This is a genomic window from Streptococcus pseudopneumoniae, assembly GCF_001070815.1.
Lineage (GTDB): Bacteria > Bacillota > Bacilli > Lactobacillales > Streptococcaceae > Streptococcus > Streptococcus pseudopneumoniae_P.
Genome location: NZ_JVLX01000038.1, coordinates 11,956 through 23,758 on the forward strand (window position 1 = coordinate 11,956; position 11,803 = coordinate 23,758).

Sequence of the window (11,803 nt, forward strand, 5' to 3'; positions counted from 1 at the left end):
TTTTTATGGTGGAATTAAGTCTGAGACGTGTGATTTTTTCAGAAAATTTTCTAAAACAAACAGGATTTGTTTGACATTTATTTGAAAATTCTGTAAAATGAATTATTATATCGTTAAAGGAGAATATATATGGAAAAACAGAAAACATTTTTTGGACATCCTATGGGCTTGTCCACCCTCTTCTTTACAGAAATGTGGGAACGCTTTTCTTACTATGGGATGCGAGCTATCCTACTTTACTATATGTACTATAGTGTGCAAGATGGTGGATTGGGAATGGATAAGACCACAGCTGCATCGGTTATGGCGATTTATGGCTCGCTGGTATTTTTGTCCTCGGTTATCGGTGGTTTTGTCAGTGACCGTATTTTAGGAAGTCGTAAGACTGTCTTTTACGGTGGGATTCTGATTATGCTAGGGCATATTGCTTTGGCAACACCTTTTGGACAAGTGGCTCTCTATCTTTCTATTGCCTTGATTATCTTTGGTACTGGATTTTTAAAACCCAATATCTCAGATATGGTGGGGGGAATTTATGAGAAAGAGGATGATAGACGGGATGCAGGTTTTAGTATCTTTGTCTTTGGTATTAACTTAGGTGCCTTCGTTGCCCCTTATTTAGTGGGTTATCTAGGTCAGGAAGTTAATTTCCATCTAGGTTTCTCATTAGCTGCCATTGGGATGTTCTTTGGTCTGGTGAAGTATGTTTTAGATGGGAAGAAATACCTGCCTGAATCAAGTCTTTACCCCACTGATCCACTTTCACAGAAGGACCAGCAGACCTTGATTAAACGCTTGCTGATTACACTTGTCGTAGTTATTCTCGTGGTTATAGGTTTAGTCTTTACTCACCAGTTTAATGTGGATATGATTGTTAATATCTTTACAGTGATTGCTGTAATTATTCCAATCTACTATTTCTTTAAGATTTTATCTAGTCAGAAAATAACTGCCACTGAGAGATTCCGAGTATTTGCCTACATTCCTCTATTTATCGCTGGAGTACTCTTCTGGTCTATTGAGGAACAGGGTTCTGTTGTTCTCGCTCTATTTGCGGATGATCAAACTCGACTTTACATTAATGTATTTGGGAATCAGATTCATTTTCCATCTAGCTTTTTCCAAAGTATCAATCCCCTTTTCATTATGATTTATGTGCCGATTTTTGCGTGGTTGTGGGGGAAAATGGGTAAAAAGCAACCATCCTCTGCTAAGAAATTTGCTTACGGTTTATTTGCTGCAGGTTTATCCTTCTTGTGGATGATGTTACCAGGGATGCTCTTTGGGACAGATGTTAAGGTCAGTCCTTTCTGGTTGATTATGAGTTGGGCTATTGTGATTGTGGGGGAAATGCTGATTTCGCCTATTGGTCTATCAGTCACTACTAAGCTAGCACCAAAATCCTTCCAAGCACAAATGATGTCTATCTGGTTCTTGAGTAACGCTGCTGCCCAAGCTATCAATGCTCAAATTGTAAAATTTTATACAAGCGAAACTGAAGTAGCTTACTATGGAATTGTTGGAGGAATTACGATTGTATTCGGTATTATCTTACTCTTCTACGTTCCACGTATTGAAAAACTAATGTCTGGTATCAAATAGAGAAAAACTGGAATTTCTGTAGGAATTTTAAAAGTTAGATCAATTATTTATTCAAAGGATTTAGTTCTGTATTGTACAGGGCTAGGTCCTTTTAGTTTGATTAATACTCTTCGAAAATCAAATTCAAACCGCGTCAACGTCGCCTTGCCGTATGTGTAGGATACTGACTACGTCAGTTCCATCTACAACCTCAAAACGGTGTTTTGAGCAACCTGCGGCTAGTTTCCTAGTTTGCTCTTTGATTTTCATTGAGTATAAAACTCACGATGTTTCTGATTTTCCTAGTGGACATTTGTCTACTTTTTTTATATAATAAAACTAAACCATAATGGTTGAGTTTTGAAATTATGGATTCAAGCATCGATTAGTCTTTCTAAGGGAGATAATGTCCATTAAAGTATCATAATAGGAGGTGAAGTATGTATAAGCCAGAAAAATTAAAGGCTCGGAGGAAAGAGTTAAAACTAACACAGAAGGAAATTGCAGAGCAACTTGGGATTAGCTTTCAGGCTTACTCAGCTTGGGAACGTGGAATCAAGGAACCGTCCAAGGAGAAGGTGTTCCAGCTAGAGAATATTTTAAAAGTACCAAAAGGATATTTTACTCAGATCGAGATTGTCCGTCTCTACCATAGCCTCTCCAAGCAAGGGAAGGAGAAGGTTGTTCTCTATGTTCGCAACCTATCTCAAGAGGAGCAAGCTCAGAAAGTGACAGCTATGCCAGAGCGTCTCTACGAGTACCGTGTTTATGAACGCATGTCAGCAGGGATTGGAGCTTCGGTCTACGATGATCGGAATTTTGATACGGTTTACTTTAATGAGGAGTTGGCTCATGATTTTGCGTCATGGGTGTCTGGGGACTCCATGGAACCTAAATACCAAAATGGCTCCGTGGCTCTGATTCGAGAGACAGGATTTGACTATGACGGGGCGGTTTATGCAGTGGTTTGCAACAACCAGACCTATATCAAGCGGGTCTATCGAGAGGAGAATGGATTGCGTCTGGTCTCTATCAATCCTAAATACAAGGATATTTTCATATCCTATGAGGAAGATCCTCGGATTGTGGGGATTATCGTTGGAAACTTTGTGCCGATGGAGGGATAGCCAATGGGCTACTTTGATTATTCCAGAGAGCCCAAAAGTGACATTGCCTTTATCGATATGAAGTCCTTTTATGCCAGTGTTGAGTGCGTGAAAAGAGGATTGCATCCGCTGAAAACCTCGCTTTGTGTCATGAGTCGCGCGGATAATTCAACTGGTCTTATCCTAGCCTCCTCTCCCATGTTTAAGAAGATTTTTGGCCAGTCAAATGTTGGTCGGGCCTATGATTTGCCTTTTGATATCAAAACGCGAAAATTTTCCTATTACAATGCTCGAAAGCAAGGGCTACCGACTGACTCGGACTATGTTCGCTACATCGAAGATTGGGCTCAAGTGACCTTGATTGTCCCTCCTCGAATGGACGAGTACATTGCAGTCAATATGGAAATCCAGCGAATCTTTCAAAACTATGGCAGTCCAGATGATATTTATCCTTACTCTATCGATGAGGGCTTTATTGACCTGACTAGTTCGCTCAACTATTTTATCCCAGATAAGAGTCTCTCTCGCAAAGACAAGCTGGATATGCTTTCTGCTCGTATTCAGAGGGATATTTGGAGGCAGACAGGGATCTACTCTACAGTAGGTATGTCAAATGCCAATCCCTTACTGGCCAAGTTGGCTCTGGATAATGAAGCCAAGCACACTCCGACCATGAGGGCCAACTGGTCTTACCAGGATGTGGAAGAGAAGGTCTGGTTCATTCCCAAGATGACCGACTTTTGGGGAATTGGCAGGCGGATGGAGAAACGCTTGCATGCTCTGGGGATTTTTTCCATCAAGGAATTGGCAACCAGCAATCCTGACCAGCTAAAAAAAGCTCTGGGTCAGGCTGGTCTTCGTTTGTGGTTTCATGCTAACGGAATTGATGAGAGCAATGTTCATAAGCCTTATAAAGCCAAATCCAAGGGCTTGGGGAATTCTCAAATCTTGCCGAGAGACTACGTGAAGCTACGGGATATTGAAATTATTCTTCGAGAAATGGCGGAGCAGGTGGCTATTAGATTGAGAAGGTCTGGCAAGAAAACAACCCTTGTCTCTATCTATGTCGGTTTCTCTAAACAGGAGGTCAGGTCGTCTATTCACACACAAATGAAGGTCGAACCGACCAATAATACAGCTGTCTTAACGAATTATGTTTTGAAGTTATTTCATAACAAATACACTTCTGGAGCAGTCAGAAGTGTCGGTGTAAACTATTCAGGCTTTGTAGACGAGCCCTTTGGTTTGATATCTCTCTTTGATGATGTTGACAAGCTAGAAAAAGAAGAAAGGCTCCAGACGGCCATTGACTCCATTCGGGAACAATTTGGTTTCACTTCTCTTTTAAGAGCCAATGCACTGGAAGAAGCCTCTAGGAGTCTTGCCAGAAGCAAGCTGATTGGGGGACATTCTGCTGGAGGATTAGATGGATTACAATGATTGATCGTTCTTATTTACCTTTTCAATCCGCGCGATATTATCAAGATCCAGGTATGCAGAAGTGGATGGGATTTTACCTTTCAGAACACACCAGTTCGCTCAGTGAAGAAAAAAGCCGTGTTGATTTTTCGACGGATTTGACTCCAGATGAGAAGTTGCACTTGCTTTCTCAGCTTTATGTTGGCCAACTTAAGGGGAGTTTTGTGGTCAAGGAAAAGAAGCAGAAGGCGACTATCATCGGTGTGGTGAGAGAGTTATCACATCAGACTCTATCTATTAGGACAAACGAGGGATATAGGTTGATAGAGGTTGTAGATATCCTAGAAATTCGACTGTGGGAGGAGGGAGTTTATGACTAGAAAAGAGCTGTATGAAAACAAACTGCAGATGGATTATTTTTCAGATGACTATATTCGTTTTGAAGAGGATTTTCAAAAATATTCTGCCATGAACGTACCCTTGACTTTTTTGATTGATGACATCCTACGAACCATGGCGATGAATCAGAAAAACTACTTTGTCTTAAACAAGGAAAATGCCAAGGATGGGCGGGAGCATAGCTTTTATTTTAGGGTGGTAACGGAAAAAGCGTGTCCTAGAAATAGGACCTATGTATATGCTGGGGTTAAAAATAGTAGTCAGTAGAGGGGAGTCTGCTGTAAATGTATCATTTTTACAACACTTCATGGCTCATATCATGGGGTGTTTTTCTATTCAAGTCAAAGCCCATCAAAAAATCCCACTATTCTTAGGCTAAAGGAGAACTAATAATAGTGAGATTGTGAAATTATAGTAGTTTTTGTATCGCCTCTTCAATTTGTTTTGGGTCTGTTTTTGAAGAGAAGCGTTCAAAGACCTGCCCATCACGACCAATGAGAAACTTAGCGAAATTCCATTCGACTCGTTTTCCCAGTGGGCCAGATTTTTGTTCTTTCAACCAAACATAGAGAGGGTCTGCTTCCTTACCGTTGACCTTGATCTTGGCAAAACGTGGGAAGGTGGTTTGATAATGTAGGCTACAGAAGGCGTTGATTTCCTCTGCGCCGCCTGGTGCTTGTCCCATAAACTGATTGCAAGGAAAGTCTAAAATCTCAAAACCTTGTTCTTGATAGCGATCATAGAGTTCTTGAAGTCCTTGGTACTGGGGCGTTAAACCACATCCAGTAGCAGTGTTGACAACCAAGAGAACCTTACCACGATAGGTCTCTAGTGGAGTTTCTTGATGGTCTTGGTTCAAGACTGAAAAATCGTATAGTGAAGTCATTGCTTGCTTTTCTCCTTCTGTTTGGTATTTTTAGGAGTTTTCTCCTCCTGTAGTGATAGAAATCCGTAGGTCAGGGTTCCAAAAATGCTTCCGATAATCAGGCTATACATCAGGAAAGGAATACTTTTATCGAATTGCATGAGCAACTTTCCAAAATCTGAAAGGGACATCTGTTGAACGAAGACTTTATGAAAGATGAGTAAGGTAAAGAAGCCAATCTGAATACCGATAAACACAATCCAGCTTCGGAATTTGATTTGAGCTTTGCTGTAGGTTTTGAGAATGATTTCTGATTTGTCATCCTTTTCAAGATGAAGCTCTTGGACGGCTTTTTGAGCTTTTATACTCATGAACAAAATGAGTCCAAAATAGATGTAGGGCATAACATTTCGAACAATTTCTATAAAGCTTCCGAACAAAATATAGAATAGGAAGAGAATGAAGGAAGAGTAAAAGATTTGGATCATGGAACGGGCGCAAGCCTTGTAGATAACCTCTTGACGGCATTCATCAAAAGGCCCTTGGATATGAAAGAAATTTCGAAGTAAGCGAGTTGTTAAGTCTTCTTTTTTCATGGGTGATTTCTCCTAAATGAACGATGTTATTTTGTTTCTTTTACGAATTGATAGAGATAATAAAGATAAGTAATAGAAGAAAGGATGGCGATAGTTAGCAGTATATAATATTTCCAATTGCTTGAAATGAGCGTCAGCTGTGGTAAGGATAGAAAGGATAGAATCATAAAGCATAGTGCTAGGTTGAGTATGCGCGTTTTTTGGGAATCTATCTTTAGATAAGTCAATCCTTTGTTGAGTGCTGGAACAAAGACTGGAAGGAGGACTATATCGTAGATTGGCAAGTTCCCTGAAACGATGATGAAGGTGAGTAGAGAAGCAAACAAAAGATGATAGGTAAGTAAAGTTACTAGTGATTTCATAGGGCACCTCCTAATCCTCATCTTGCTCTTTTTTAGTTTTTGCAATGCGACGGGAGATGAGGAACTGTATGCTTGCCCCGAAGAAGATAGAACCGAGAATGCTTGATACACCATTTCTTATAGTGAGAAGAGACTGAAAATAGTCCTGACCTTCACCTATGAGTATATCGAGAAGAGGAGTTATAAAAAATATCCATAGACCAAAGAACAAACCTGCTTTCAGACCTGGGTAGCGAAGTTGCTTACTTTCTTTCTCACTCAGCATATCTGGTTCAATAGTTGTAATCCCTGTTTTTTTCATTTGGTAGGTGACATAGCCAGCAGCGATGAGGGCAATCACTAAAATCAGAGGAGGATAGATTAGAGCCACTTCTTGAGGATATTTATAGGCCAGAAGGAGTGGAATAAGATTTCCGAAAATCATCAGATAAAAGAGGAAGATAAAGACTTGGTTACCTATACGGTCTGCCTCGCGTCGTTTGTATTCGTCAAGGGGACCAGAAATGCCGTATGTGCGTTTGATGAGTTTTTCAGTGAAGGTTTCTTTTTTCATGAGTTGGCTCCTTTTTTAAAAATCTTCCTCCCAAAAGAGACTGTTGAGATCAGTTTGGAGGCTGCGGGCGAGATTGAGACAGAGTTCCAGGGTTGGATTGTACTTGTCGTTTTCAATCATATTGATGGTTTGTCTCGAGACACCGATATCCTTGGCGAGTTCGAGCTGGGAAATGCCCAGTTCCTTGCGAAATTCTTTCACACGATTCATCTGGACTCCTTTCTGATTTGTGTCGTATATATTTGACTATATTATATTCTTCTATGGAGTAGATGTCAAGCATATTTGACATATTTCTTAAAGAAATCTTACTTGTTTTTGGCCTATTTGTCTGACTAGTGCAAGCTAGTCAGATTTGTGGTAAAATAGATAAGATATGACAAAAGAATTTCATCATGTAACGGTCTTACTCCACGAAACGATTGATATGCTCGACGTAAAGCCTGACGGTATCTACGTTGATGCGACTTTGGGTGGAGCGGGCCATAGCGAATATTTATTAAGTAAATTAAGTGAAAAAGGCCATCTCTATGCCTTTGACCAGGACCAGAATGCCATTGACAATGCGCAAAAACGTTTGGCACCCTATATCGAAAAAGGGATGGTGACCTTTATAAAGGATAACTTCCGTCATTTACAGGCACGTTTGCGCGAAGCTGGTGTTCAGGAAATTGATGGAATTTGTTATGATTTGGGAGTGTCTAGTCCTCAATTGGACCAGCGTGAACGTGGTTTTTCTTATAAAAAGGATGCGCCACTGGACATGCGGATGAATCAGGAAGCTAGTCTGACAGCCTATGAAGTGGTGAACCACTATGACTATCATGACTTGGTTCGTATTTTCTTCAAGTATGGTGAGGATAAATTCTCTAAACAGATTGCGCGTAAGATCGAACAAGCACGTGAAGTCAAGCCAATCGAGACAACGACTGAGTTAGCAGAAATTATCAAGTCGGCCAAACCTGCCAAGGAGCTCAAGAAGAAGGGCCATCCTGCCAAGCAGATTTTCCAGGCTATTCGAATTGAAGTCAATGATGAACTGGGAGCGGCAGATGAATCCATCCAGCAGGCTATGGAGATGTTGGCTCTAGATGGTAGAATTTCAGTGATTACCTTTCATTCCTTGGAAGACCGCTTGACCAAGCAATTGTTCAAGGAAGCTTCAACGGTTGAAGTTCCAAAAGGCTTGCCTTTCATCCCAGATGATCTCAAGCCCAAGATGGAATTGGTATCCCGTAAGCCAATCTTGCCAAGTGCAGAGGAGTTAGAAGCCAACAACCGTTCGCATTCAGCCAAGTTGCGCGTGGCCAGAAAAATTCACAAGTAAGAGGAAAAAATGGTAGATAAGAAAGAAACAACCAGTCAATTCTTGCAGAATCGTATAAAAAAATTCTCACGTGTGGAGAAGGCTTTTTATCTTTCCATCGCTTTTACGGCACTCGTTTTAGCAGTGAGCATTATCTTTATGCAGACACGACTCTTGCAAGTGCAAAGTGATTTGACAAAAATCAATGCGCAGATAGAGGAGAAGAAGACAGAGCTGGACGATGCCAAGCAGGAAGTGAATGAATTGATTCGTTCAGAGCGCTTGAAAGAAATTGCAGATAAAAAAGATTTGAAATTGAATAATGAAAACATCCGAACAGCGGAGTAAGATATGAAATGGACAGAAAAAATAACCCGATTTGCGGTAAAAAATCGTAAATCTCCAGCAGAAAACCGTAGGATAGTTGGCAAGTACCTCAGCTTTTTAGCTGTTGCCCTTTTCGGCCTCTTTTTGGCCAATTTTGCTTATATTATCGCAAAAGGTAATATATTTGGTACTGACTTGGTAAAAGAGGCTAAAAAGGTTCACCAAACAACCCGAACAGTTCCTGCCAAACGTGGGACTATCTATGACCGAAATGGAGTGCCTATTGCTGAAGATGCGACTTCCTATAACGTCTATGCTGTTATTGATAAAAAATACAAGTCAGCAACTGGAAAAATTCTTTATGTAGAGGATTCGCAGTTTAATAAGGTAGCTGAAGTCTTCCATAAGTATTTAGACATGGATGAAGCTTATGTGAAAGAGCAATTAGCTCAACCAAATCTGACCCAAGTTTCCTTTGGTGCAAAAGGAAATGGGATTACCTATGCCAATATGATGGCTATTAAAAAAGATTTGAAAGATGCTAGTGTGGAAGGGATTGACTTTACAACTAGCCCTAACAGAAGCTATCCAAATGGACAATTTGCTTCTAGCTTTATTGGCTTAGCCCAACTTCATGAAAATGAGGATGGTAGTAAGAGTTTGTTAGGGACTTCTGGTTTGGAGAGTTCTTTAAATACCATTCTTGCTGGGACAGACGGTATTATTACCTATGAAAAAGACCGTGTAGGAAATATCGTACCAGGTACAGAACTGGTATCGCAACAAACTGTGGATGGCAAGGATGTTTATACAACATTGTCTAGTCCGCTACAATCTTTCATGGAAACTCAGATGGATGCCTTTCTAGAAAAAGTAAAAGGTAAGTATATGACCGCGACCTTGGTCAGTGCAAAGACCGGTGAAATCCTCGCTACCACCCAACGACCTACCTTTAATGCAGATACTAAAGAAGGAATCACTGAGGACTTTGTTTGGCGTGATATTCTTTATCAAAGTAACTATGAACCAGGATCAGCCATGAAGGTTATGACGTTAGCTTCTTCTATTGATAATAATACCTTCCCAAGTGGAGAATACTTCAATAGCAGTGAATTTAAAATAGCGGATGCGACGACTCGAGATTGGGATGTTAATGATGGTTTGACGACTGGTGGGATGATGACTTTCTCACAAGGTTTCGCTCACTCCAGTAATGTTGCAATGAGTCTACTTGAACAAAAAATGGGAGATGCTACTTGGTTGGATTATCTAAACCGCTTTAAATTTGGGGTCCCAACTCGCTTTGGCTTGACAGATGAATACGCTGGTCAACTTCCAGCTGATAATATTGTTAGTATTGCTCAAAGCTCATTTGGGCAAGGAATTTCAGTGACACAAACACAAATGCTTCGTGCCTTTACAGCTATTGCTAATGATGGAGTTATGCTGGAGCCTAAATTTATTACGGCCTTGTATGATCCAAATGATCAAACTGCTCGGAAATCACAAAAAGAAGTTGTGGGAAATCCTGTGTCTAAAGATGCAGCGAGCTTGACGCGAACGCATATGGTTTTAGTCGGTACCGATCCAGTATATGGAACTATGTATAATCATAAGACAGGGAAACCAACTGTAACTGTTCCTGGGCAAAATGTAGCTCTCAAGTCTGGTACAGCCCAAATCGCTGACGAGAAAAATGGAGGCTACTTAGTTGGTTCTACCAACTACATTTTCTCGGTTGTGGTTATGAACCCTGCTGAAAATCCTGATTTTATCTTGTATGTAACGGTTCAACAACCTGAACATTATTCAGGTATCCAGTTGGGAGAATTTGCCAACCCAATCTTGGAGCGGGCTTCAGCTATGAAAGAATCTCTCAATCTTCAATCTCCAGCTAAGAATTTAGATAAAGTGACGACAGAATCTTCTTATGCAATGCCTAGTATCAAGGATATTTCACCTGGTGATTTGGCGGAAGCCTTACGCCGAAATATTGTGCAACCAATCGTTGTCGGTACTGGAACAAAGATTAAAGAGACTTCTGTAGAAGAAGGAAACAATCTTGCACCAAACCAACAAGTTCTCCTTTTATCGGATAAGGTAGAAGAAGTTCCAGATATGTATGGCTGGAAAAAAGAGACTGCTGAGACCTTTGCTAAATGGTTGGATATTGAGCTGGAATTTGAAGGTTCAGGTTCTGTTGTTCAGAAGCAAGATGTTCGGACTAATACAGCTATCAAAAACATTAAAAAAATTAAATTAACTTTAGGAGACTAATATGTTTATTTCTATCAGTGCTGGAATTGTGACATTTTTACTAACTTTAGTAGGAATTCCGGCCTTTATCCAATTTTATAGAAAGGCGCAAATTACAGGCCAGCAGATGCATGAGGATGTCAAACAGCACCAGGCAAAAGCTGGGACTCCTACAATGGGAGGTTTGGTTTTCTTAATTGCTTCTGTTTTAGTTGCTTTCTTTTTCGCCCTATTTAGTAATCAACTCAGCAATAATGTCGGTATGATTTTATTTATCTTGGTTCTTTATGGCTTAATCGGATTTTTAGATGACTTTCTCAAGGTCTTTCGTAAAATCAATGAGGGTCTTAATCCCAAGCAGAAATTGGCTCTTCAGCTTCTAGGTGGTGTCATTTTCTACCTTTTCTATGAGCGCGGTGGAGATATGCTTTCTGTCTTTGGTTACCAAGTGCATCTAGGAATTTTCTATATTGTCTTCGCTCTTTTCTGGCTAGTCGGTTTTTCAAACGCAGTAAACTTGACAGACGGTATTGACGGCCTGGCTAGTATTTCAGTTGTGATTAGTTTGTCTGCCTATGGAGTTATTGCCTATGTGCAAGGTCAGATGGATATCCTTCTAGTGATTCTTGCCATGATCGGTGGTTTGCTTGCTTTCTTTGTCTTTAACCATAAGCCTGCCAAGGTCTTTATGGGAGATGTGGGAAGTTTGGCTCTCGGTGGAATGCTGGCAGCTATCTCTATGGCTCTCCACCAAGAATGGACTCTATTGATTATCGGAATTGTTTATGTCTTTGAAACAACTTCGGTCATGATGCAAGTCGGCTATTTCAAAATGACTGGTGGTAAACGTATTTTCCGTATGACGCCTGTGCATCACCATTTTGAGCTTGGAGGATTGTCTGGTAAAGGAAATCCTTGGAGCGAGTGGAAGGTTGATTTCTTCTTTTGGGGAGTAGGGCTTCTAGCAAGTCTCCTGACCTTAGCAATTTTGTATTTGATGTAAGAATGGCACCCTGATGTTTCAGGGTGTTTT

At 40.5% G+C, this 11,803-nt stretch carries 14 protein-coding genes; 9 read left to right on the top strand and 5 right to left on the bottom strand.

The window, feature by feature from the left end:
- Positions 1-129 precede the first annotated feature (129 nt).
- The 5 genes from ADG81_RS04505 to ADG81_RS04525 all read left to right on the top strand — a co-directional run bounded on the left by ADG81_RS04505 (position 130) and on the right by ADG81_RS04525 (position 4,772).
- On the top strand, positions 130-1,602 hold the full coding sequence (locus ADG81_RS04505) for a peptide MFS transporter (RefSeq protein ID WP_049551037.1): 1,473 nt from the start codon (positions 130-132) through the stop codon (positions 1,600-1,602).
- 419 nt (positions 1,603-2,021) lie between these two features.
- The gene (locus ADG81_RS04510) at positions 2,022-2,708 is read left to right on the top strand and encodes an XRE family transcriptional regulator (RefSeq protein ID WP_004256371.1); all 687 of its coding nucleotides are present in this window, start codon (positions 2,022-2,024) and stop codon (positions 2,706-2,708) included.
- Between the two features lie 3 nt (positions 2,709-2,711).
- The gene (locus tag ADG81_RS04515; RefSeq protein WP_049551038.1) at positions 2,712-4,127 is read left to right on the top strand and encodes a Y-family DNA polymerase; all 1,416 of its coding nucleotides are present in this window, start codon (positions 2,712-2,714) and stop codon (positions 4,125-4,127) included.
- A complete protein-coding gene (locus tag ADG81_RS04520) occupies positions 4,124-4,486 on the top strand; it encodes a hypothetical protein (RefSeq protein ID WP_049551039.1) in 363 nt (120 codons plus the stop codon). The genes ADG81_RS04515 and ADG81_RS04520 overlap by 4 nt, the downstream gene beginning before the upstream one ends.
- Positions 4,479-4,772 (top strand): DUF5960 family protein, encoded by a 294-nt coding sequence (locus ADG81_RS04525; RefSeq protein ID WP_020903430.1) that lies wholly within the window; start codon positions 4,479-4,481, stop codon positions 4,770-4,772. The genes ADG81_RS04520 and ADG81_RS04525 overlap by 8 nt, the downstream gene beginning before the upstream one ends.
- 142 nt (positions 4,773-4,914) lie before the next feature.
- Here ADG81_RS04525 and ADG81_RS04530 read toward each other — a convergent pair whose 3' ends face one another.
- Genes ADG81_RS04530 through ADG81_RS04550 form a run of 5 tightly spaced genes read right to left on the bottom strand, consistent with a single transcriptional unit; the run spans position 4,915 to position 7,091 of the window.
- Positions 4,915-5,391 (bottom strand): glutathione peroxidase, encoded by a 477-nt coding sequence (locus ADG81_RS04530; protein WP_000203038.1) that lies wholly within the window; start codon positions 5,389-5,391, stop codon positions 4,915-4,917.
- Positions 5,388-5,966 (bottom strand): DUF3278 domain-containing protein, encoded by a 579-nt coding sequence (locus ADG81_RS04535; RefSeq protein ID WP_000711238.1) that lies wholly within the window; start codon positions 5,964-5,966, stop codon positions 5,388-5,390. Before ADG81_RS04535 ends, ADG81_RS04530 begins: the two co-directional genes overlap by 4 nt.
- 26 nt (positions 5,967-5,992) lie before the next feature.
- Positions 5,993-6,328, bottom strand: a complete 336-nt coding sequence (locus tag ADG81_RS04540) for a hypothetical protein (protein ID WP_004256384.1) — start codon at positions 6,326-6,328, stop codon at positions 5,993-5,995.
- A gap of 10 nt (positions 6,329-6,338) precedes the next feature.
- Entirely contained in the window at positions 6,339-6,881 is a 543-nt protein-coding gene (locus ADG81_RS04545) for a DUF3278 domain-containing protein (protein WP_049551040.1), read from the bottom strand.
- Positions 6,882-6,896: 15 nt separating this feature from the next.
- A complete protein-coding gene (locus ADG81_RS04550) occupies positions 6,897-7,091 on the bottom strand; it encodes a helix-turn-helix transcriptional regulator (protein ID WP_001082472.1) in 195 nt (64 codons plus the stop codon).
- A 166-nt stretch (positions 7,092-7,257) separates the two neighbouring features.
- On the opposite strand from ADG81_RS04550, the gene rsmH reads away from it, so the two are divergent.
- The 4 genes from rsmH to mraY are packed head-to-tail and all read left to right on the top strand — an operon-like array spanning position 7,258 to position 11,773.
- Complete coding sequence (rsmH, locus tag ADG81_RS04555; RefSeq protein WP_049551041.1) at positions 7,258-8,208, top strand: 16S rRNA (cytosine(1402)-N(4))-methyltransferase RsmH; 951 nt, start codon at positions 7,258-7,260, stop codon at positions 8,206-8,208.
- 9 nt (positions 8,209-8,217) lie between these two features.
- Positions 8,218-8,535, top strand: coding sequence for a cell division protein FtsL (gene ftsL / locus ADG81_RS04560; protein WP_000227824.1), 318 nt, complete (start codon positions 8,218-8,220; stop codon positions 8,533-8,535).
- Between the two features lie 3 nt (positions 8,536-8,538).
- Positions 8,539-10,791, top strand: coding sequence for a penicillin-binding protein PBP2X (gene pbp2X, locus ADG81_RS04565; protein WP_049551042.1), 2,253 nt, complete (start codon positions 8,539-8,541; stop codon positions 10,789-10,791).
- Between the two features lies 1 nt (position 10,792).
- The gene (mraY, locus tag ADG81_RS04570; RefSeq protein ID WP_020903426.1) at positions 10,793-11,773 is read left to right on the top strand and encodes a phospho-N-acetylmuramoyl-pentapeptide-transferase; all 981 of its coding nucleotides are present in this window, start codon (positions 10,793-10,795) and stop codon (positions 11,771-11,773) included.
- Positions 11,774-11,803: the final 30 nt, after the last annotated feature.